The sequence below is a fragment of the Pseudomonas sp. RIT-562 genome (genome assembly GCF_026241895.1).
Classification (GTDB): domain Bacteria; phylum Pseudomonadota; class Gammaproteobacteria; order Pseudomonadales; family Pseudomonadaceae; genus Aquipseudomonas; species Aquipseudomonas mandelii_F.
Genome location: NZ_JAPJIV010000001.1, coordinates 489,477 through 510,750, shown reverse-complemented (window position 1 = coordinate 510,750; position 21,274 = coordinate 489,477). Strand labels below are relative to the sequence as shown.

Sequence of the window (21,274 nt, the reverse complement as noted above, 5' to 3'; positions counted from 1 at the left end):
GGTACGCCGCCCGGAGCAGGCTCACTCCTACAGAGTTAGTCGCACTTTAACCGATCAGCGTTGCGCTGCGGGTACGCCTTGCGGCTCTGCTTCAGCCTTGGTGGCTGCCGCAGGCGGATTGGCCGGCCAGGCTTTTAGGTCGAGGTCCAGGTCCGGAAATTTGCTGGAATCGAACACTGGTGTCTTGATCCCGGCAGCGCGCTGGTCGTCGTAGTCACGCAGGATGCGCATGCCGATGTTAAACAGCAGGAACAGCGCGATCAGGTTGACGAAGGCCAGCATGGTCATGGTGATGTCGGCAAACGCGAACACCGTGCCGAGGTTTTCGATCGCACCCCAGAAGATCAACACCAGCACCAGCGCGCGATAACCGATCAGTGCCTTGCGGTTTTCACCGATCAGGAAGCGCAGATTGCTCTCGCCCAGGTAGTAGTTGTAGAGAATCGAAGTGAACACAAACAGTGCCAATGCCACCGAAATGAACATCCGGCCCCAGTCACCCACTACTGCTGCCAGCGAGTTCTGGGTCAGGGCGATGCCGTCACCTTCGAAGCCTGGGGTGTAGAACCCCGAGAGCAGGATCAGCAAAGCGGTACAGGTGCAGATCACGAATGTATCGAGGAACACGCTGAACGCCTGCACCACGCCTTGCGCCACCGGGTGTTCGACCGACGCCACCGCAGCCACGTTAGGCGCACTGCCCAAGCCGGCTTCGTTGGCGAACACGCCGCGCTTCACGCCCATGATGATCGCACTGCCAATCAGGCCGCCGAACGCCTGGTCGAGGCCGAAGGCGCTTCTGACGATGGTCATCAACATGCCGGGCACTTGATCGAATTGCAGCACGATCACATAGATAGTCACGCCGATGTACACCAGGGTTTTCACCGGTACCAGCAGGTCGGCGACCTTGGCGATGCGCTTGATACCACCGATGAACACCAGGCCCAGCAGCACGGCCAGACCGATACCGGTGTAGGTAGTGTCGAGACCGAAGGCGTTGTTCAGCGAATGGGTAACGGCGTGGGACTGCAAGCCGTTGAAGGCGAAGCCGAAGGTGATCAGCAGCAGGAACGCCATGATCATACCCAGCCAGCGTTTTTGCAGACCGTGCTGGATGTAGTAAGACGGACCGCCACGGTACTGGCCTTCGGAGTCGCAGCGCTTGTAGAGCTGGCCGAGGGAGCATTCGAAGAAGCTGCTGGACATGCCGACCAGTGCGGTCACCCACATCCAGAACACCGCGCCCGGGCCGCCCAGGGTCACGGCGATACCGACACCGGCGATGTTGCCTGCACCGACGCGGCCGGCGAGGCTGAGCATCAGGGCCTGGAACGAGCTCAGTTGCCCGGCGCTGCTTTTGAGGCTGTCGCGGAACACCGCGAACATGTGGAAGAAGTGGCGCAGTTGTACGAAACGCGAGCGGATCGTGAAGTAGCTACCGAGCCCGACAATGAGCACGATCAGTACTTTTCCTGATAGGAAGTCGTTGATGACTTCGAGCATGGATTATTCCTCGCTGTTTTTTGTGTAGGCAAATGCTGGGCGGGGCGGAAACATCGCGTTACATCGGTTTGCACGCGGCAAAACGCGCGAGGCGAGTTTTCGTCCCGGTTCCAAATCGCGGGTTTGTTATTAGTTCGGGTTTCGCATGGGTTTTGGCCTCGTTACCGACGGCCGCTCACGCGAAGAGGGGCGGCACTATACCGATCAGTGCTGCGCCCGTCTCCACGGTTGTGTTGCACTATCAAAAGATCGCAGCCTTCGACAGCTCCTGCAGCGAACCGCATCCCCTGTAGGAGCTGCCGAAGGCTGCGATCTTTTCGCTGGTAAAAAAAAGGGCCTGGGGAGCAAGTCCCCAAGCCCTCAAAAGGTGAGAGGTGTCTAGTCCCTCGACCTGGTGAGCGGTGCTGCAAATAACGCGGCGGGTCAGGCTTTGAGCGGGACCAGGCGCGGAGCGATCATGTTTTCCGGGCGCAGGATGTCGGCGAGCATTTCTTCATCGAGCAAGCCTTCCTCGCGCACCAGTTCCAGTACGCCGCGGCCGCTTTCCAGAGCGATTCGGGCGATACGGGTGGCGTTTTCATAGCCGATGTACGGGTTCAGCGCGGTGACCAGGCCGATCGAGTGCTCGACCAGTTCGCGGCAGCGGGCTTCGTTGGCGGTGATGCCGGTGATGCAGTGCTCGCGCAGCATGTCCATGGCGCGTTGTAGCAGACGGATCGAGTCGAAGATCTTGAAGGCGATCAGCGGCTCCATCACGTTGAGTTGCAGCTGGCCGCCTTCGGCCGCGATGGTCAGGGCCAGGTCGTTGCCGATGATCTGGAATGCAACCTGGTTCACCGCTTCCGGAATAACCGGGTTGACCTTGCCGGGCATGATCGAGCTGCCTGGCTGACGTGCCGGCAGGTTGATTTCATTGATGCCGGTGCGTGGGCCGCTGGACAGCAGGCGCAAATCATTGCAGATCTTCGACAGCTTCACGGCGGTGCGCTTGAGCATGCCGGAGAACAGTACGAAGGCGCCCATGTCGGAGGTGGCTTCGATCAGGTCGGCAGCTGGTACCAGCGGTTGACCGCTGATCAGCGCCAGGCGCTGAACGGCCAGGTGCTGGTAACGCGGGTCGGCGTTGATGCCGGTACCGATCGCGGTGCCGCCCAGGTTCACTTCAGTCAGCAGCTCAGGGGCCAGGGTTTTCAGGCGGGCCAGGTCTTCGCTGAGGGTGGTGGCGAACGCGCGGAATTCCTGGCCGAGAGTCATCGGCACGGCGTCTTGCAGCTGGGTACGGCCCATCTTCAATACGTGGCTGAACTCCTCACCCTTGGCGGCGAACGCCTGGATCAGGCTGTCGAGGCTGGCCAGCAGCGCGTCGTGACCCAGCAGCAGGCCCAGACGGATCGCAGTCGGGTAGGCGTCGTTGGTCGACTGCGCCATGTTCACGTCGTTGTTCGGGTGCAGATATTGGTATTCGCCCTTCTGGTGACCCATGGCCTCCAGCGCGATGTTGGCGATGACTTCGTTGGCATTCATGTTGGTTGAAGTGCCAGCGCCGCCTTGAATCATGTCCACCACGAACTCTTCGTGGAAATCGCCGCGGATCAGACGTGCACAAGCTTCGCTGATGGCAGCGTGCTTGGCTTCGCTCAGGTGACCCAGCTCGCGGTTGGCGTCAGCGGCGGCCTGTTTGACCATCGCCAAGCCGACAACCAGCTTCGGGTAATGCGAAATCGGAACGCCGGAGAGACGGAAGTTGTTCACCGCTCGCAGGGTCTGGATGCCGTAATACGCTTGAGCCGGTACTTCGAGTACGCCAAGCAGGTCTTTTTCTGTGCGGAAAGATGCAGCGGAGGACATGATAGAAATCATCTCGATATGGACCCGGTCTGTGCCGGAACACTGCAAATGCTAGGCTTGTAGAGAAGTTTCGGCCAATGCTGTTAAACACTGACCTATGCAAATTCGGCATAATGGGAATGTGACGCCGTATTCGCGACGAGCGTGTGAGCTAAATTGGTGCGTGCCTGGGAGGTTTTGATGAATCTGGAAAGTAAATGGCTCGAGGACTTCAGCGCCTTGGCCGCTACCCGCAGTTTTTCCCAGGCCGCCGAACGCCGTTTCGTTACGCAGCCAGCTTTCAGTCGGCGCATCCGCAGTCTGGAAGCGGCGTTGGGTCTGCAACTGGTGAATCGCTCGCGTACGCCGATTGAACTCACGGCCGCAGGCCAGTTGTTCCTGGTTACCGCGCGAACTGTTGTCGAGCAACTCGGTGAAGTGTTGCGTCACCTGCATCACCTGGAAGGAGGGCAGGGCGAAGTGATGCAGGTCGCTGCGGCGCACTCGCTGGCGTTAGGCTTTTTTCCGCGCTGGATCGCCCAGTTGCGTAACGAAGGCCTGAACATCGCCACTCGACTGGTCGCCACCAACGTGGGCGATGCGGTGCATGCGTTGCGCGAGGGCGGGTGCGATCTGATGCTGGCGTTCTATGACCCTGACGCTGCGATGCAGATGGATCCGGAAATTTTCCCTTCTTTGCACCTGGGCCAGACCGAAATGCTTCCGGTATGCGCCGCTGATGCCGATGGAAAACCCCTGTTCGATCTGGAAGGAGAGGGCAGTGTGCCGCTGTTGGCCTACAGCGCCGGTGCGTTCCTCGGACGTTCGGTAAACATGCTGCTGCGCCAGCGAGCACTGCGATTTACCACCATTTATGAAACGGCGATGGCTGACAGCCTCAAGAGCATGGCACTGGAAGGCCTGGGGATAGCTTGGGTACCACAATTGAGCGTGCGCGCCGAATTGGCGCGCGGTGAACTGGTGGTATGCGGCGGCCCGCAATGGCATGTGCCGCTGGAGATCCGTCTTTATCGCTGCGCCTTGGTGCGCAAGGCGAATGTGCGGCTGTTGTGGCGCAAGCTGGAAGGTGGTGCGGCCCAAGGCACAACCAGTTCCTGAGACCTGCGAATATCCAATGTGGGAGCGGGCTTGCTCGCGAATGCGGTGTGTCACTCGACATCATGTTGCCTGACGCGCCGCATTCGCGAGCAAGCCCGCTCCCACAGGGGATTTGTGTTGTTCTTCTGCTGACCTTCGAGTCAATAAAACCGGCACTTTGCGCCGAATGACAGATGGTCGTATCGGGGGCTGTTTATCTGCTTCATTGAGGTATACTGCGCGGCCTTCGGCCGGCTTGACTGGCCATAATTCATACAATCGAGCCACGCATTTTTGCGTGGCTTGTTGTTTTTTGACGCGCCTGCGGGCGCCCAGAGAGAAGAGGCACGACGATGAGTGCACTGGTTGGCGTGATCATGGGCTCCAAGTCCGATTGGTCCACCCTTAGCCACACCGCCGATATGCTGGAAAAGCTCGGCATTCCTTACGAGGTGAAAGTGGTCTCTGCCCACCGCACCCCGGACCTGCTGTTTCAGTATGCCGAAGAGGCCGAGTCGCGTGGCATCGAGGTGATAATCGCCGGTGCTGGCGGCGCGGCGCACCTGCCGGGCATGTGTGCGGCCAAGACCCACCTGCCGGTGCTGGGCGTACCAGTGCAGTCGTCCATGCTCTCGGGTGTCGACTCGCTGCTGTCCATCGTGCAGATGCCTGCTGGCATTCCGGTTGCCACCCTGGCCATCGGCAAAGCCGGTGCGATCAACGCAGCCCTGCTCTCGGCGAGCATCCTGGGCGCCAAGCACCCGCAGTTCCATGCGGTGCTGAAAACATTCCGTGCTGAGCAGACAGACAGCGTCCTGGAAAATCCAGACCCACGCATCGCCTGAGGTTGTTGACGATGAAGATCGGTGTAATCGGTGGCGGCCAGTTGGGTCGCATGTTGGCGTTGGCGGGTACCCCGCTGGGCATGAACTTCGCTTTTCTGGACCCGGCTCCGGATGCTTGCGCGGCCGCGTTGGGCGAACACCTGCGGGCCGATTATGGCGATCAGGATCACTTGCGCCAGCTGGCGGATGAAGTCGATCTGGTGACCTTCGAATTCGAAAGCGTACCGGCTGAAACCGTTGCGTTTCTCTCTCAGTTCGTCCCGGTCTATCCGAGTGCCGAGGCGCTGCGCATTGCTCGTGATCGCTGGTTCGAAAAGAGCATGTTCAAGGACCTGGGAATCCCGACTCCAGCGTTCGCCGACATCCAGTCGCAAGCCGACCTGGACGCCGCGGTGGCTGCCATCGGCCTGCCTGCCGTGCTGAAAACCCGCACCCTGGGCTACGACGGCAAGGGCCAGAAAGTCCTGCGCAAACCTGAAGATGTAGTTGGTACGTTTGCCGAACTGGGCAGCGTGGCCTGCCTGCTGGAAGGTTTTGTGCCGTTCACCGGTGAGGTCTCGCTGATTGCAGTGCGCGCTCGCGACGGTGAAACCAGGTTTTACCCGCTGGTGCACAACACCCATGACAGCGGCATCCTCAAGCTGTCCGTGGCCAGTACCGATCACCCGCTGCAAGCCCTGGCCGAAGACTATTCCAGCAGAGTGCTCAAGCAGCTGGATTATGTCGGAGTGATGGCGTTCGAGTTCTTCGAAGTCGATGGTGGTCTCAAGGCCAACGAAATCGCCCCCCGCGTTCACAACTCCGGACACTGGACCACTGAAGGCGCCGAGTGCAGCCAGTTTGAAAACCATCTGCGCGCCGTAGCTGGCCTGCCGCTGGGCTCGACCGCCAAGGTCGGCGAGAGCGCAATGTTGAACTTCATCGGCGTAGTGCCACCGGTTGAGAAAGTCATCGCCATCGCCGATTGCCACCTGCACCACTACGGCAAGGCGTTCAAGGCCGGTCGCAAAGTCGGTCACGCCAACTTGCGCTGTGCCGACAAGGCCACGCTGGAGCAGCAGATCATCAAGGTCGAAGCGCTCATCGCCGAATAGTTTCACCTGACAGCGGCGGAACCATTCAAGGCCCGCCGTTCTCTGATGGCAGTATGCGAAAGTCTGACTAGTCTTCTGCATAGCCATTCAATCAGAGGGAAATGTCATGGGAATTATTGGAACCATCTTTATCGGCTTGATCGTCGGCCTGCTGGCGCGTTTCCTGAAACCGGGCGATGACAGCATGGGCTGGATCATGACCATCCTGCTCGGTATCGGCGGTTCGCTGGCGGCCACTTATGGCGGCCAGGCGTTGGGCTTTTACCAGGCCGGCGAAGGCGCAGGTTTCCTCGGTGCGCTGGTCGGTGCGGTGATTTTGCTGGTGATCTACGGCTTGATCAGAAAGAACTGATTCAAGCGATAAAGCTCTCTCTGCACGTCGCGCAGAGAGGGCTAGAATGCTCGGCGTCCTTAAGTCCCTCCAAACCCGAGCACCTCCATGCGTCGTATTCTGTTGACCGTACTTTTACTGGGCGCCAGCATCGCCCATGGCAGCGAGCTGCCGGAAACCGACTGGCTGGAACTGATGCCCAAGTCCGACCAGAAGGCCCTCGAGGCCATGCCGGAAATCGACCACAACTCTCCTGAGGCCGAAGGCACCTTTACTGATAAGGGTGGCATGAAGCAGAGCAAGGGCTTGCCCGCGGTGATGTATTCGACCAAGACCGTGGCGTCGATGAACGACAAAAACATTCGTATCGGCGGTTACCCGGTGCCGCTGGAAAGCGACGCCAAGGGCCGCAGTACGCTGTTCTTCCTGGTGCCCTATCCCGGCGCCTGCATCCATGTGCCGCCACCGCCGCCCAATCAGCTGGTATTGGTGCGTTATCCAAAAGGCTTGAAGCTGGATGATATCTACACGCCGCTGTGGGTAACGGGCACGCTGAAGGTCGAGAAGGTCAACAATGACCTGGCTGACGCCGCGTATGCGCTGGATGCGGCGAAGGTGCGAGTGGTGGAAGAGTCAGATCTGTAGGCAATCAACTGTAGGAGTGAGCCTGCTCGCGATGCGTTTTAAAGCGGCTTGCTGGCGATGCTCACACCTAGCGTATGACTCGCCCCCGGCGCCAACACCACCACATCATCCATCACATTCGCCGTCTCGATGCACAGCATACGTTGCCAGCCATCGTCGGCCATGTCGCTGAACGCTGCCGCGCGTTCAATCCACGGATTCCATATAACCGCCGAGCGCGAACCGCTGCTGCTCAGCTCGATTCGTCGTTCCCACGTTGGGTCGACAATGCTCAGCTGCTCGGGCGTGTCGAGATAAATGCGATCAGTCTCACCGGTGAATTGCAGGGCACCGACCTGTTTCACGGTTTTCCAGTCATCCAGCGTCTCAATGTAGTCCAGGCCATCCAGGCCTTCGACATGCACAGTGCGCACATCGCTAACCGCGAAGTAGCTGTGCAATGCCTGGCTGATCGTGACGCTTTCACTACCGCGGTTATGACTGGTGAGGCCGATGTGCAGCTGTTCATCCAGGCGAATGCTCAGTTTCAGATCTACCGAATGCGGCCAACCTGGAAAGCCGCCATCGGGGTAGGGCAGGACAAACTCTACCTTCAGGCTTGCACCTTCGGTCTCGATGCCGGCCAGTTCCCAATCCATCGCCCGGACAAACCCGTGAGCCGTCGGCGGTTCCTGGCTGACACGCATGGCCTGCACACTCTGCGGGTTGCGCGACAGATTGCCAAACCATGGCCAGCAGACCGGCACGCCTGCACGGATGCTCTTGCCGGTCTCGAACACCGCTTCCTCATTGAGCCAGATCAGCGGCGGTTGGCCGGCCAATTGATAACTGAGGACTTGCGCGCCTTGCTGGGCGACCAGCAATTCGGCCTGACCGTGGCGGATGCGCCAGCAGTTCAGGTCATCCAGTTTCATGGCTTCAACGTTAGGCGTGCTCATGGGGCGACTCTCAATTTGGAACAGGGCTGCAATGGACCGCAAAACGCTCCCGGCGTTTGACGCTTTCGGGTTATCGGGCTCTGGATGGAACCGAACGGGTGCGACCGCTGCCGTCGATGGCCACGAATACAAAAACGGCTTCGGTAACTTTGCGCCATTCGCTGGACAACGGGTCGTCGCTCCAAACCTCAACCATCATCTGGATCGAGCTACGGCCGATTTCCAGAGCCTGGGTATAGAAGGAAAGCTGGGCGCCTACCGCGACCGGTACCAGGAACGCCATGCGATCGATCGCCACGGTAGCCACGCGACCGCCCGCAACCTTGCTGGCCATCGCGGTCCCCGCCAAGTCCATCTGCGCCACCAGCCAGCCGCCGAAAATATCGCCGAAACCGTTGGTCTCGCGTGGCAAAGCGGTGATTTGCAGGGCCAGGTCGCCTTGCGGGATTGGATCTTCTTGTTCGAGCTCTATCATGCCGGGGGTGCCTCTGACCCGTGACTCTTCATTGGTACTTCAGGTGAATAGCCGTCCTAAGAAAAAACGATTCAGCCCCGAACATACTACGTTCGTCACGTCTTTCGTAAGGCGTCTAAAGGGAAACTCTGCGAAATCGCCTATGTACCCCGGCAGGCGTTTTCGCACAGCAACCCTGTCAAATCTTTGCGAGATTGCGAGTATATCGGTCGGTAGACTCCGAGACGACCGTCCGGTTCTCATTTCGACCGTCAAAAATGCACATCCATGTGCTTTTTCGAACAATTTGCTATCGTGCCGGACCTGCCCAAGCCTCGGCCAGAGCTGTTGAGGTTGCAGATCCGACTATAAGAGAAGCCCTTGCCATGACCACAGCGCCCTCGAGCATCGCGCAGCCAACACAACCCGCACGTCCGTTGACCCGTAATGACTACAAGACGCTATCGCTGTCCGCCCTTGGCGGTGCGCTGGAGTTCTACGACTTCATCATTTTCGTGTTCTTCGCCACGGTGGTGGGCAAACTGTTTTTCCCTGCCGACATGCCCGAGTGGCTGCGGCTGATGCAGACCTTCGGCATTTTCGCTGCCGGTTACCTGGCGCGCCCGTTGGGCGGGATCGTCATGGCGCACTTCGGTGACCTGCTGGGCCGCAAGAAAATGTTCACCCTGAGCATTTTCATGATGGCGGTGCCGACCCTGATCATGGGCCTGCTGCCGACTTACGCACAGATCGGCATGTGGGCGCCGATTTTGCTGCTGCTGATGCGCGTCATCCAGGGCGCGGCTATCGGCGGGGAAGTGCCCGGTGCCTGGGTCTTCGTTTCCGAACACGTGCCTCAGCGGCACATCGGCTATGCCTGCGGCACCCTGACCAGCGGCCTGACGGCCGGCATCCTCCTGGGATCATTGGTCGCAACCGCCATCAACAGCCTCTACACCCCGACCGAAGTTGCTGATTACGCCTGGCGCATCCCGTTCCTGCTGGGGGGCGTGTTTGGTCTGTTCTCGGTCTACCTGCGTCGCTGGCTGCACGAAACACCCGTATTTGCCGAGCTGCAACTGCGCAAGGCGCTGGCTGAAGAAGTGCCGCTCAAGGCTGTGTTGCGCGACCATCGTGGCGCCATCCTGATCTCCATGCTGCTGACCTGGTTGTTGTCCGCCGGCATCATCGTGGTCATCCTCATGACGCCGACCGTGCTGCAGACCGTCTACCACTTCGCGCCCACTGTCGCCTTGCAGGCCAACAGCCTGGCGATCGTATTCCTCAGCATTGGCTGTGTCGCTTCCGGCGCGTTGGCCGACCGCTTCGGCGCAGGACGGGTGTTCGTATTCGGCAGCGCCGCGCTACTGATCAGTTCGTGGACCTTCTATCACAGCCTGTTCAACCACCCCGACTGGCTCTTCCCGATGTACGCCTTGACCGGCTTGCTGGTAGGCACCATCGGTGCGGTGCCCTACGTGATGGTCAAAGCCTTCCCGGCGGTGGTGCGCTTCAGCGGGCTGTCGTTCTCCTACAACCTGGCCTACGCCATCTTCGGTGGCCTGACGCCGATGGTTGTCACCTTGCTGCTCAAGGAAAGTCCGATGGGGCCGGCCTACTACGTCGCGATTATTTGTGGGGTTGGGATCGTGGTAGGTGCTTACCTCTGGAAGAAAGGGCGCTAGGCCACAGAGTCCTTCGTTTATCCCGACGCCATCGCGAGCAGGCTCGCTCCTACAGTAGAACCCATGTAGGAGCGAGCTTGCTCGCGATGGAAGCGCCGCCGACAATCCATCACAACATTGAATGCTGGCCTTTCATCCAATTGTCATATTTCAGCCATAGAGTGTTCACACGGCCTGCTGATACTTGGCCCCGACTTAACACACCCTATCTGCTAGGAGTAAGGCATGAAACTGAAGCGTTTGATGGCGGCAATGACTTTTGTCGCTGCTGGCGTTGCGACTGCCAACGCGGTTGCCGCTGTTGACCCTGCTATCCCGAGCTACACCAAGACCACTGGTGTGTCGGGCAACCTGTCCAGCGTCGGCTCCGATACCCTGGCCAACCTCATGACCCTCTGGGCTGAGAACTACAAAAAAGAATACCCGAACGTAAATATCCAGATTCAGGCCGCCGGTTCTTCTACCGCGCCACCTGCGTTGACTGAAGGCACCGCTAACCTGGGCCCGATGAGCCGCAAGATGAAGGACAACGAGCTGCAGGCCTTCGAAACCAAGTACGGCTACAAGCCAACCGCCATCCCGGTTGCCGTGGACGCCCTGGCTGTGTTCGTCCACAAGGACAACCCGATCCAGCACATGACCATGGAACAAGTCGACGCAGTCTTCTCGTCCACTCGTCTGTGCGGTGGCAAAGCCGACGTTAAAACCTGGGGTGACCTGGGCGTGACCGGCGACCTGGCGAACAAGCCGGTTCAACTGTTCGGTCGTAACTCGGTATCCGGCACCTACGGCTACTTCAAGGAAGAAGCCCTGTGCAAAGGCGACTTCAAGCCTAACGTCAACGAACAACCAGGTTCGGCTTCGGTTGTGCAGTCGATCAGCTCCTCGCTGAACGGCATCGGTTACTCGGGCATCGGCTACAAGACTGCCAGCGTGAAGACCGTGGCACTGGCCAAGAAAGGCAGCACCGACTTCATCGAAGACACCGAAGAAAACGCCCTGAACGGCAAGTATCCGCTGTCGCGCTTCCTCTACGTTTACGTCAACAAGGCGCCGAACAAGCCTCTGGCCCCGCTGGAAGCCGAGTTCGTGAAGCTGGTTCTGTCGAAACAGGGTCAGGAAGTTGTAGTGAAAGACGGCTACATCCCACTGCCAGCCAAAGTCGCCGCCAAGGCACTGGCTGACCTGGGTCTGGCTGAAGGTGCCAACGTAGCAAAGAAGTAACACCTTAGGTCCGGGGCATGCCCCGGACCACCCCAAATTCTCCGCTCCGCTGCCAGTCTCAACAGGCGGCGGATTTGTTGCGTCACTGCACTGTCATCTTTCTGTCATACAGGATCGCTAGGGTGTGCGAATGAATGATCTGGCCAATTCCACAATGACTACAAATCCCCCCAAGCGAATTGATTTCAATACGCCTGAGTTGCAACGCAAGCGCCGCGTACGCGCGCTCAAAGACCGCCTGACGCGTTGGTACGTCCTCGTTGGCGGCCTTGCCGTGCTTGGGGCAATCACGCTGATTTTCTTCTTCCTCGGCTACGTTGTCGCGCCGCTGTTCCAGGGTGCCGAACTGACCGCCAAGGATTCGATCACGCCTGCCTGGATGCAGGACGCCGGCAAGCCGCTGATGATCTCCCTGGAAGAACAGAACCAGGTGGCCATGCGGGTTTCCGACAAGGGTCAGGCGTTGTTCTTCGACCTCGACAGCGGTGCTGAACTGCGGCGCGTCGATCTGCCGGTTCCGGCCGGTAGCCAGGTAACCTCCATTGGCGAAGACCAGCCGGGTTCCCCTTTGGTCGCGGTAGGCTTTTCCAACGGCCAGGCCCTGGTGTTCCGCCACACCTACAAAGTGACCTACCCCGACGGCAAGAAGACCATCTCGCCGGCCATCGAATATCCGTATGGCGAGACGCCGATCGCGCTGAACGAAGCGGGCGGGCCGCTGGAGCACGTCAGCCTCAACGCCACCGATTCGACCCTGTTGCTGGTGGGCTCGACCGGCGCCCAGCTCAACGTGTTGTCGCTGACCCGCGAAGAAAACATGATGACCGGCGAAGTCACCAGCGAGCAGAAGCGTATTGATCTGCCGCAGATGACCGAGTCGGTGAAAAACATCTTCGTCGACCCGCGTCAGCAGTGGCTGTACGTGATCAACGGGCGTGCCCAGGCCGACGTGTTCAGCCTGCGCGACAAGAGCCTCAACGGTCGTTACAAGCTGCTAGAAGACGGCGAAGCGCAGATCACTGCCAGCACTCAGCTGGTGGGCGGTATCTCGTTGATCCTCGGCGATTCCAAGGGCGGTTTGGCCCAGTGGTTCATGGCCCGCGACCCGGATGGCGAGCAACGCCTGAAACAGATCCGTACGTTCCAGATGGGCACTACGCCAATTGTCGAGATCACTGCTGAAGAGCGTCGCAAGGGTTTCATCGCCCTCGATGCTTCCGGCAAGCTCGGCGTGTTCCACAGTACTGCCCACCGCACCCTGCTGGTGGACCAGGTCGTCGACGGCCAGGGCGTCTTCGGCCTGTCGCCACGGGCCAACCGCGTGATCGTCGAGGCGGGCGGCAAAATTCAACCGCTGCTGCTCGATAACCCGCACCCGGAAGTTTCCTGGAGCGCACTCTGGAGCAAAGTCTGGTACGAGAACTACGACGAGCCTAAATACGTCTGGCAATCGACCGCTGCCAATACCGATTTTGAACCCAAGCTGAGCCTGTCCCCGCTGACGTTCGGTACCCTGAAAGCTGCGTTCTACGCCATGCTGCTGGCCGCGCCATTGGCCGTTGCAGCGGCGATCTACACCGCCTACTTCATGGCGCCGAGCCTGCGTCGCAAGGTCAAGCCGGTGATCGAGCTGATGGAAGCGATGCCGACGGTGATCCTCGGCTTCTTCGCTGGCCTGTTCCTCGCTCCCTATGTGGAAGGGCACTTGCCGGGCATCTTCAGTCTGTTGATGCTGTTGCCGATCGGCATTTTGGTGGCGGGTTTCGTCTTCAGTCGCCTGCCTGAATCCATCCGCCTGAAAGTACCGGACGGCTGGGAAAGCGCGATTCTGATCCCGGTCATCCTGTTCGTGGGCTGGTTGTCGTTGTACATGAGCCCGTACATGGAAAACTGGTTCTTCGGCGGCGACATGCGCATGTGGATCTCCCACGACCTGGGCATCACCTACGACCAGCGCAACGCCCTGGTGGTTGGTTTGGCCATGGGTTTTGCGGTCATCCCGAACATCTACTCCATCGCCGAAGACGCCGTGTTCAGCGTACCTCGTGGCCTGACCCTGGGTTCCCTGGCACTCGGTGCCACGCCTTGGCAGACCATGACTCGCGTGGTGATCCTGACGGCCAGCCCGGGGATTTTCTCGGCGCTGATGATCGGCATGGGGCGTGCGGTCGGTGAAACGATGATCGTGCTGATGGCCACCGGTAACACCCCGGTCATGGAAATGAACCTGTTCGAAGGCCTGCGCACACTGGCCGCCAACGTCGCGGTGGAAATGCCCGAATCGGAAGTCGGCGGCAGCCACTACCGCGTGCTGTTCCTCTCGGCCTTGGTGCTGCTGTTGTTCACCTTCGTCATGAACACCCTCGCGGAACTGATTCGTCAGCGTCTGCGCAAGAAATACTCGTCGCTTTAAGAAAGGTAGAAGTCTGTGAAACAGAACTCCCTGAATGGATGGTTCAAGAGCGGCGCCCCAGGCGTCTGGATCAGCGGTGGCGCGGTGTCCATCGCGGTCATCATGACCATTGGCTTGCTGGCCGTGATTGCCGTGCGTGGCCTGGGCCATTTCTGGCCGGCGGACCTGATCCACGCCAGCTACGACGTACCTGGCCAGGCCAATCACCTGGTCGTGGGCGAAGTGGTGCAGAAAGAAGAAGTGCCCCGTGAGCGCCTGAAAAGCGCCGGCTTGCCGGTGCCCGATCAGGGCCCGGAATTCATGACTCGCGAGCTGATCAAGGTCGGTAACCGCGACTTGAACGGCAACGACTTCACCTGGATCGTGGGCGAGTGGCTGACGAACCAGAAGACGCCGCCAGAGTTGATGGCGATCGAACGCCGCGAGTGGGGCAACTTCTACGGCTACCTGGTCAACGTCAAGCAGGATGGCAAGGTCATCGCCGAAGGCGAGGCGGCGTGGCCTGAGTTGCAGGCCCGTGTTGAGCGCGTCAACAAGCTGGCAAGCGAGCTCAAGACCCTGGAGAAGTCTGACATCGGCGCGATCAACGCCGGTCTGGAGCGCATCCGCCTGCATGGCCGCAAATTGGAACTGGCTGGCAAGCTGGACGCTACCGCTCAAGCGGACATGGAGTCCGAGCGCGCCGAACTCAACGCCCGCTACCAGGACATCGAAGCACGTTTGGCCGACCTGCATGCCCAGTTCAACCGCGACAGCCTGACGGCCCGCGATGCGAATGGCAAAGAGATCGAAATCGGTATCGGCAAAGTGGTTCACGCCTACCAGCCGAACGCCATGGGCACCTTCACCAAGATCGGTTTCTACTTCAGCAAAGTCTGGGAGTTCCTGAGCGACGACCCGCGTGAAGCGAACACCGAAGGCGGGATCTTCCCGGCGATCTTCGGCACCGTGATGATGACGTTGATCATGGCGATGATCGTGACGCCATTTGGCGTACTGGCCGCGGTGTATCTGCGTGAATACGCTAAGCAAAACACCATGACTCGCCTGATCCGCATCGCGGTGAATAACCTGGCAGGTGTCCCGGCCATTGTTTACGGCGTGTTCGGCCTGGGCTTCTTCGTTTATGTTTTGGGCGGCTCGGTTGACCGGTTGTTTTTCCCTGAAGCCCTGCCGGCACCGACTTTCGGTACTCCGGGGCTGCTCTGGGCCTCCCTGACCCTGGCGCTGCTGGCGGTACCGGTGGTGATCGTGGCCACTGAAGAAGGCCTGGCGCGGATTCCTCGCACGGTGCGCGAGGGCTCGTTGGCCCTCGGCGCGACCAAGGCGGAAACCTTGTGGAAGATCGTGCTGCCGATGGCCAGCCCAGCGATGATGACCGGCATGATCCTCGCCGTGGCCCGTGCTGCGGGTGAAGTGGCGCCGCTGATGCTGGTGGGTGTGGTGAAACTGGCACCGTCGCTGCCGCTGGACGGCAACTATCCGTACCTGCACCTTGATCAGAAAATCATGCACCTGGGCTTCCATATCTATGACGTCGGCTTCCAGAGCCCGAACGTCGAAGCCGCGCGGCCATTGGTGTACGCCACTGCGTTGCTGCTGGTGTTGGTGATCGCGACGTTGAACCTGTCGGCCGTCTATATCCGTAACCACCTGCGCGAAAAATACAAAGCGCTGGATAGCTGATCAACAACGATTTCTATGTAGGAGCGAGCCTGCTCGCGATGGTATCACCGCGGTTTGCGAGTTAAACCGCGCCGCCTGAATCGCGAGCAGGCTCACTCCTACAAAACCGAACCGAATTTGTTAGCACAGGGAGCCTCCCATGCAGCACGAAACTCATACCCACGGCATCAACATGTCGGCCCTGGGTCGCGACAAACAGAGCCTGACCCTCGAGCAGGAAACCGTTGCCATCGAAGTGCCGGGCCTGAGCCTGTTCTACGGTGACAAGCAGGCGCTGTACGACGTCAGCATGAACATCCCGAAGCAACGCGTGACGGCGTTCATCGGCCCGTCCGGCTGCGGCAAGTCCACGCTGCTGCGCACCTTCAACCGCATGAACGACCTGGTCGACGGTTGTCGCGTAGAAGGCGCCATCAATCTGTACGGCAACAACATCTACCGTAAGGGCGAAGACGTTGCAGAGCTGCGTCGGCGAGTCGGCATGGTGTTCCAGAAGCCCAACCCGTTCCCCAAGACCATCTACGAAAACGTGGTCTACGGCTTGCGCATCCAGGGCATCAACAAGAAGCGTGTACTTGATGAAGCCGTGGAATGGGCGCTCAAAGGCGCAGCTTTGTGGGACGAGGTAAAAGACCGTCTGCACGAGTCCGCGCTGGGCCTTTCCGGTGGTCAACAACAACGTCTGGTAATCGCCCGTACCATCGCCGTGGAGCCGGAAGTGTTGCTGCTCGACGAACCCTGCTCGGCACTCGACCCGATCTCCACGCTGAAAGTTGAAGAGCTGATCTACGAACTGAAATCGAAGTTCACCATTGTCATCGTCACCCACAACATGCAACAGGCCGCGCGGGTTTCCGACTACACGGCGTTCATGTACATGGGCAAACTGGTGGAGTTCGGCGATACCGATACCCTGTTCACCAATCCGGCGAAGAAGCAGACCGAAGATTACATTACCGGTCGCTATGGCTAGTTGGAGCAGCTCCAAGCCGCTAGCTTCAAGCGGCAAGAAAGAGCGGTTCGAGTACGACACAATTTAGCTTGCAGCTTGTAGCTTGCAGCTCACAGCTTTTGCGGAGCAGACACAATGATTTCTAAGGAAGGCTTGACCCATCACATCTCCGCGCAGTTCAACGCCGAGCTCGAGGAAGTGCGCAGCCACCTCCTGGCCATGGGCGGACTGGTCGAGAAACAAGTGAACGACGCGGTTACCGCGCTGATCGAGGCCGACTCCGGCCTGGCCCAGCAGGTTCGTGAGATCGATGACCAAATCAACCAGATGGAACGCAACATCGACGAAGAATGCCTGCGCATCCTGGCCCGTCGTCAGCCGGCGGCGTCCGACCTGCGCTTGATCATCAGCATCTCCAAGTCGGTGATCGACCTGGAGCGCATCGGCGATGAAGCGACCAAGATCGCCCGTCGCGCCATCCAGCTGTGCGAAGAAGGTGAAGCGCCGCGCGGTTACGTCGAAGTGCGTCACATCGGCGATCAAGTACGCAACATGGTGCGCGATGCGCTGGACGCCTTTGCCCGCTTCGACGCCGACCTGGCGTTGTCGGTCGCCCAGTACGACAAGATCATCGATCGCGAGTACAAGACCGCCCTGCGTGAGCTGGCGACCTACATGATGGAAGACCCGCGCTCTATTTCGCGGGTCTTGAGCATCATCTGGGTCTTGCGCTCCCTGGAGCGGATCGGCGATCACGCGCGCAACATCTCGGAACTGGTGATCTACCTGGTGCGCGGCACCGACGTGCGCCACCTGGGCCTGAAGCGCATGAAGGAAGAAGTTGAGGGGACAAGTGGCGAAACCGCTAATGTTCCGGGTGTAGCTGACGATAAGTAAGTTTGCCCAAGAGAAACGCCCGGCCTTTTGGTCGGGCGTTTTTGTTTGTGCAATACGAATTCAATGCAGCACCCCGCGAACGAAAAGTCCCGGCGTGACTGAGGGTTTATGGCAGTGTGCTATCAGCAAGGCGCGATGCTTGCCGGGATTTTGGAAGGGGTGATGGATGAGTAAGGTCAGTGTATTGGTCGTGGACGATGCGTCATTCATTCGTGACCTGGTGAAGAAATGCCTGCGTAACTACTTTCCGGGCATCCGGATCGAGGACGCAGTCAACGGCCGCAAAGCCCAGGTGTTGCTGGCCAGGGAAACGTTCGACCTGGTCTTGTGTGACTGGGAGATGCCGGAAATGTCAGGCCTGGAACTGCTGACCTGGTGCCGCGAGCAGGATCGTCTCAAAACCATGCCGTTCGTGATGGTGACCAGTCGTGGCGACAAGGAAAACGTCGTGCAGGCAATCCAGGCGGGCGTTTCCGGCTACGTCAGCAAGCCCTTCAACAACGAACAGTTGCTGACCAAGGTCAAGCAGGCCCTGAACAAGGTCGGCAAGCTCGACGCCTTGATGAACAGCGCGCCAGCCAAGATGACCTCGGCTTTCGGCAACGACTCCCTCAATGCCCTGACCGGTGGCCAGGCGACGGTGATTGCTGCGCCTGCGGCTCCTGCGCCGTCACGTGGCCTGCTCAATACACCGCCGCCGAAGGCCGCTGCTGCAGCGCCTGCTACCGCTGGCCGTGGCCATGGGCAGCTGCGCCTGTCGAGTGGCAACCAGCAGTGCGTGATCAAGGCCCTGAGCCTCAAGGAAGCTTTGCTGGTGGTGAAGCGTACTGACACCTTGCCGCAGGTGCTCGATAGCGCCGTGCTCGACCTGGAGCAGGGCGACAATGCGGAGATCGCACGGCTCAATGGTTACCTGCATGCCATCGTCGCCTACGAACCGCGACCTGACAGCGAGTGGTTGCAGCTGACCTTTCGCTTCGTTGACCAGGACGCGCAGAAGCTCGATTACATATCGCGTTTGATAGCACGTGGTACGGTACAGAAGCATTTTGTGCCGGGTGCTTGAGAGCTTTGTTGTTTGAAAGACCGCTATCGCGAGCAGGCTCACTCCTACAGAGGAGTTGTGCTCACTCAATTGCCTTTGGAAACACAAATTCGGTGCAGGAGTGAGCCTGCTCGCGATAGGGCCCTCAAATTCGCCGCACATCCATTGATCCCGCGGATTTGAAACATCTGTCGCCTACCCAGGTCCATTGCAGCTGCTAGGCTCCCTCCCAGGCCTTCCCTCGACAGAACCTTTGCCCATGCTCGCGCGACTGCTGTTTTTCTGTGGTCTTTTCCTGGCCTCCACCTCGGTCGTGGCCATGACTATCTACAAGTCCAAGGACGCCAACGGCGTGGTCTCCTACAGCGACCGCCCTTCGAAAGGCGCCAAGGTCTTCGTTTTTCGCGATCGCATGGTCGAGCGTCTCGAAGGCCAGGTATTCCTCGACATCAAGAAGCAGAAGGGCGCGGACAGCGTCTTTGTGCGCAATGACTTGTACGCACCGGTGGAGATCGAATTGAGTTTCGCCGGCCTGAAGAACGTCAGCGGGGCGCCTAGTCGACCGATTCGACGTGTCCTGCCCGCCCGCAGCAACCTGCGCCTGGCGCTGCTGACGGCCACGCGGGCAGGAAAGCCGCTGGTGTATACCCCGGCATTCAAATATTCCCTGGGCGACCCTGCAGGCGCTGCCATGGCTTATCGCTACCCATTGCCCTGGCGCGGCGGGCCATTTCGCCTGAGTCAGGGGGCGAATGGCCAATACAGCCATTTTGGTGCGAAAAACCGCTATGCCATGGACATTGCCATGCCTGAGGGCACGCCGATCGTTGCGGCGAGGGGTGGGATGGTAGTGAAGACCGAGAATAACCAGACCGGCCGGGGTACCGATCCATCAGGCAATTTCGTACGGGTGCTGCATGACGACGGCACCATGGGCGTGTACCTGCACCTGATGCAAGGTTCGGTCAGCGTTCGGGAAGGTCAGCGGGTTGGTGTGGGGACAGCGTTGGCGCTCTCGGGTAATACCGGCAACAGCAGCGGGCCGCATCTGCACTTTGTGGTGCAGCGCAATACCGGGATGGGGCTGGTGTCGATACCGTACCAGTTCAATCAACCGGTGGGTGCGTTGCCCAACTTTGCGTTGGGCAAGCAATAGGTTCTGAAAGCAAAAGATCGCAGCCTGCGGCAGCTCCTACATGGGATTGCGATTCCTTGTAGGAGCTGCCGAAGGCTGCGATCTTTTGGGGGCAATGCGGTTCCCCGCATTGCAATCAATCGAGCATCAACACCTTGGCCAGTACAATCTTCGGCCCTTTCATCTTCTTGATGATGATCCGCAGGCCTTCGACTTCCAGGACTTCTTCCTCTTCCGGCACTCGCTTCAGGCTGTCATAGACCAGCCCGGCGAGGGTTTCGGCTTCAACGTGGTCGAGGTCGATGCCCAGCAGCCGTTCGACCTTGAACAGCGGCGTATCGCCACGCACCAGCAGCTTGCCCGGTTGATACGCGAGGATCCCGCGCTCTGCCTTGCGGTGTTCGTCCTGGATGTCACCCACCAGCACTTCCAGCACATCTTCCATGGTCAGGTAGCCGATGATGTTGCCGTCGGCCTCCTCGACTAGCGCGAAGTGCGAGCCGCCCTTGCGGAACTGTTCGAGCAACTGCGACAGCGGCATATGGCGCGACACTCGCTCCAGCGGACGGGTCAGTTCAGCAAGGTTGAACGACTCGGGAATATGGTCCAGCGCTGCCAATTCCAGCAGTAGGTCCTTAATGTGCAGCAGGCCGACGAACTCCTGGCTGTCACTGTCATACACCGGGTACCGGCTGAATTTGTGGCGACGAAACATCGCCAGGATTTCCTTGAGCGGTGCGTTGAATTCCAGCGTCACCAGGTCTTCCCGGGAGTTGGCCCAATCGACCACTTCCAGCTCGCCCATTTCGACCGCCGAGGCCAGCACACGCATGCCCTGGTCGCTCGGGTCCTGGCCGCGGCTGGAGTGCAGGATCAACTTCAGTTCTTCACGGCTGTAATGGTGCTCGTGATGCGGGCCGGGCTCACCTTGGCCGGCAATGCGCAGGATGGTGTTGGCACTGGCGTTAAGCAGGTAGATGGCCGGGTACATGGCCCAGTAGAACAGGTACAGCGGCACGGCAGTCCATAGCGACAGCAACTCGGGCTTGCGGATGGCCCAGGATTTAGGGGCCAGTTCGCCGACCACGATGTGCAGGTAGGAGATGATGAAGAACGCGGTGAAGAACGACACGCCCTTGACCACTTCGGCAGACTCGACGCCGACGGCGCTCAGGACCGGCTCGAGGATATGCGCGAACGCCGGCTCACCGACCCAGCCGAGGCCGAGGGATGCCAGGGTGATCCCCAGTTGGCAGGCCGAAAGGTACGCGTCGAGCTGACTGTGAACGGTGCGCAGGATATGTCCGCGCCAGCCGTTCTTTTCTGCAATGGCTTCGACCCGGGTCGAGCGCAGTTTGACCATGGCGAATTCCGCCGCAACGAAAAAACCGTTGAGCAAAACCAGGATCAGAGCAAAAAGAATCATGCCGAAATCGGCGAAGAGTGTCGCGAGGGTCAAGCCAGGGGATGGGTCCATGATGGAGTTTTGCGGGTTCCGT

18 protein-coding genes are annotated in these 21,274 nt (G+C 59.6%); 13 read left to right on the top strand and 5 right to left on the bottom strand.

All coding sequences use genetic code 11. The annotated features are described in order from the left end of the window. Window positions 1-54 precede the first annotated feature (54 nt). Together ORL50_RS02360 and aspA are read right to left on the bottom strand one after the other, a co-directional pair. On the bottom strand, window positions 55-1,506 hold the full coding sequence (locus tag ORL50_RS02360; RefSeq protein WP_266009610.1) for an alanine/glycine:cation symporter family protein: 1,452 nt from the start codon (window positions 1,504-1,506) through the stop codon (window positions 55-57). Window positions 1,507-1,929: 423 nt separating this feature from the next. Then, the gene (aspA, locus tag ORL50_RS02355) at window positions 1,930-3,354 is read right to left on the bottom strand and encodes an aspartate ammonia-lyase (RefSeq protein ID WP_266009609.1); all 1,425 of its coding nucleotides are present in this window, start codon (window positions 3,352-3,354) and stop codon (window positions 1,930-1,932) included. 180 nt (window positions 3,355-3,534) lie between these two features. Between aspA and ORL50_RS02350 the strand changes: the two genes are divergently transcribed. The 5 genes from ORL50_RS02350 (at window position 3,535) to ORL50_RS02330 (ending at window position 7,346) form a co-directional block, all read left to right on the top strand. Next, window positions 3,535-4,452 (top strand): LysR substrate-binding domain-containing protein, encoded by a 918-nt coding sequence (locus ORL50_RS02350; protein WP_266009608.1) that lies wholly within the window; start codon window positions 3,535-3,537, stop codon window positions 4,450-4,452. A gap of 332 nt (window positions 4,453-4,784) precedes the next feature. Next, window positions 4,785-5,276 carry a 5-(carboxyamino)imidazole ribonucleotide mutase gene (gene purE / locus ORL50_RS02345; RefSeq protein ID WP_095164944.1) on the top strand — a complete coding sequence of 164 codons (492 nt, stop codon included), beginning with the start codon at window positions 4,785-4,787 and terminating at the stop codon, window positions 5,274-5,276. An 11-nt stretch (window positions 5,277-5,287) separates the two neighbouring features. Further along, the gene (locus ORL50_RS02340) at window positions 5,288-6,370 is read left to right on the top strand and encodes a 5-(carboxyamino)imidazole ribonucleotide synthase (protein ID WP_266009607.1); all 1,083 of its coding nucleotides are present in this window, start codon (window positions 5,288-5,290) and stop codon (window positions 6,368-6,370) included. 106 nt (window positions 6,371-6,476) lie between these two features. After that, a complete protein-coding gene (locus ORL50_RS02335) occupies window positions 6,477-6,722 on the top strand; it encodes a GlsB/YeaQ/YmgE family stress response membrane protein (RefSeq protein WP_266009606.1) in 246 nt (81 codons plus the stop codon). 87 nt (window positions 6,723-6,809) lie between these two features. Beyond that, window positions 6,810-7,346: a DUF3299 domain-containing protein gene (locus tag ORL50_RS02330; protein WP_266009605.1), complete on the top strand. Its 537-nt coding sequence runs from the start codon at window positions 6,810-6,812 to the stop codon at window positions 7,344-7,346. 38 nt (window positions 7,347-7,384) lie between these two features. On the opposite strand, the gene ORL50_RS02325 is transcribed toward ORL50_RS02330, so the two are convergent. Together ORL50_RS02325 and ORL50_RS02320 are read right to left on the bottom strand one after the other, a co-directional pair. Continuing rightward, window positions 7,385-8,284: a D-hexose-6-phosphate mutarotase gene (locus ORL50_RS02325; protein ID WP_266009604.1), complete on the bottom strand. Its 900-nt coding sequence runs from the start codon at window positions 8,282-8,284 to the stop codon at window positions 7,385-7,387. 70 nt (window positions 8,285-8,354) lie between these two features. Then, on the bottom strand, window positions 8,355-8,759 hold the full coding sequence (locus tag ORL50_RS02320; RefSeq protein ID WP_003176975.1) for an acyl-CoA thioesterase: 405 nt from the start codon (window positions 8,757-8,759) through the stop codon (window positions 8,355-8,357). 365 nt (window positions 8,760-9,124) lie between these two features. On the opposite strand from ORL50_RS02320, the gene ORL50_RS02315 reads away from it, so the two are divergent. The 8 genes from ORL50_RS02315 (at window position 9,125) to ORL50_RS02280 (ending at window position 19,796) form a co-directional block, all read left to right on the top strand. Then, window positions 9,125-10,423, top strand: a complete 1,299-nt coding sequence (locus ORL50_RS02315; protein ID WP_266009603.1) for an MFS transporter — start codon at window positions 9,125-9,127, stop codon at window positions 10,421-10,423. Between the two features lie 225 nt (window positions 10,424-10,648). Beyond that, window positions 10,649-11,647, top strand: a complete 999-nt coding sequence (locus ORL50_RS02310) for a phosphate ABC transporter substrate-binding protein PstS (protein ID WP_266009602.1) — start codon at window positions 10,649-10,651, stop codon at window positions 11,645-11,647. A 379-nt stretch (window positions 11,648-12,026) separates the two neighbouring features. Continuing rightward, window positions 12,027-14,060 (top strand): ABC transporter permease subunit, encoded by a 2,034-nt coding sequence (locus ORL50_RS02305; protein ID WP_266009696.1) that lies wholly within the window; start codon window positions 12,027-12,029, stop codon window positions 14,058-14,060. A gap of 15 nt (window positions 14,061-14,075) precedes the next feature. Continuing rightward, window positions 14,076-15,746 (top strand): phosphate ABC transporter permease PstA, encoded by a 1,671-nt coding sequence (gene pstA, locus ORL50_RS02300; protein WP_266009601.1) that lies wholly within the window; start codon window positions 14,076-14,078, stop codon window positions 15,744-15,746. A gap of 139 nt (window positions 15,747-15,885) precedes the next feature. After that, window positions 15,886-16,719 (top strand): phosphate ABC transporter ATP-binding protein PstB, encoded by an 834-nt coding sequence (pstB, locus tag ORL50_RS02295; protein WP_266009600.1) that lies wholly within the window; start codon window positions 15,886-15,888, stop codon window positions 16,717-16,719. 114 nt (window positions 16,720-16,833) lie between these two features. Beyond that, on the top strand, window positions 16,834-17,595 hold the full coding sequence (phoU, locus tag ORL50_RS02290) for a phosphate signaling complex protein PhoU (protein WP_045057807.1): 762 nt from the start codon (window positions 16,834-16,836) through the stop codon (window positions 17,593-17,595). Between the two features lie 166 nt (window positions 17,596-17,761). Further along, a complete protein-coding gene (locus tag ORL50_RS02285; RefSeq protein ID WP_266009599.1) occupies window positions 17,762-18,661 on the top strand; it encodes a response regulator in 900 nt (299 codons plus the stop codon). Between the two features lie 238 nt (window positions 18,662-18,899). After that, window positions 18,900-19,796: a peptidoglycan DD-metalloendopeptidase family protein gene (locus tag ORL50_RS02280; RefSeq protein ID WP_266009598.1), complete on the top strand. Its 897-nt coding sequence runs from the start codon at window positions 18,900-18,902 to the stop codon at window positions 19,794-19,796. 115 nt (window positions 19,797-19,911) lie between these two features. On the opposite strand, the gene ORL50_RS02275 is transcribed toward ORL50_RS02280, so the two are convergent. After that, on the bottom strand, window positions 19,912-21,252 hold the full coding sequence (locus ORL50_RS02275; RefSeq protein ID WP_266009597.1) for a hemolysin family protein: 1,341 nt from the start codon (window positions 21,250-21,252) through the stop codon (window positions 19,912-19,914). Window positions 21,253-21,274 lie beyond the last annotated feature (22 nt).

Coding starts and splice junctions, on each gene's coding strand:
- ORL50_RS02320 (WP_003176975.1), bottom strand. CDS start 8,759: ATGATAGAGCTCGAACAAGAAGATCCAATCCCGCAAGGCGACCTGGCC.
- ORL50_RS02340 (WP_266009607.1), top strand. CDS start 5,288: ATGAAGATCGGTGTAATCGGTGGCGGCCAGTTGGGTCGCATGTTGGCG.
- ORL50_RS02330 (WP_266009605.1), top strand. CDS start 6,810: ATGCGTCGTATTCTGTTGACCGTACTTTTACTGGGCGCCAGCATCGCC.
- ORL50_RS02325 (WP_266009604.1), bottom strand. CDS start 8,284: ATGAGCACGCCTAACGTTGAAGCCATGAAACTGGATGACCTGAACTGC.
- pstB (WP_266009600.1), top strand. CDS start 15,886: ATGCAGCACGAAACTCATACCCACGGCATCAACATGTCGGCCCTGGGT.
- ORL50_RS02285 (WP_266009599.1), top strand. CDS start 17,762: ATGAGTAAGGTCAGTGTATTGGTCGTGGACGATGCGTCATTCATTCGT.
- ORL50_RS02275 (WP_266009597.1), bottom strand. CDS start 21,252: ATGGACCCATCCCCTGGCTTGACCCTCGCGACACTCTTCGCCGATTTC.
- ORL50_RS02305 (WP_266009696.1), top strand. CDS start 12,027: ATGCAGGACGCCGGCAAGCCGCTGATGATCTCCCTGGAAGAACAGAAC.
- ORL50_RS02360 (WP_266009610.1), bottom strand. CDS start 1,506: ATGCTCGAAGTCATCAACGACTTCCTATCAGGAAAAGTACTGATCGTG.
- ORL50_RS02310 (WP_266009602.1), top strand. CDS start 10,649: ATGAAACTGAAGCGTTTGATGGCGGCAATGACTTTTGTCGCTGCTGGC.
- ORL50_RS02335 (WP_266009606.1), top strand. CDS start 6,477: ATGGGAATTATTGGAACCATCTTTATCGGCTTGATCGTCGGCCTGCTG.
- purE (WP_095164944.1), top strand. CDS start 4,785: ATGAGTGCACTGGTTGGCGTGATCATGGGCTCCAAGTCCGATTGGTCC.
- ORL50_RS02280 (WP_266009598.1), top strand. CDS start 18,900: ATGCTCGCGCGACTGCTGTTTTTCTGTGGTCTTTTCCTGGCCTCCACC.
- phoU (WP_045057807.1), top strand. CDS start 16,834: ATGATTTCTAAGGAAGGCTTGACCCATCACATCTCCGCGCAGTTCAAC.
- ORL50_RS02315 (WP_266009603.1), top strand. CDS start 9,125: ATGACCACAGCGCCCTCGAGCATCGCGCAGCCAACACAACCCGCACGT.
- ORL50_RS02350 (WP_266009608.1), top strand. CDS start 3,535: ATGAATCTGGAAAGTAAATGGCTCGAGGACTTCAGCGCCTTGGCCGCT.
- aspA (WP_266009609.1), bottom strand. CDS start 3,354: ATGTCCTCCGCTGCATCTTTCCGCACAGAAAAAGACCTGCTTGGCGTA.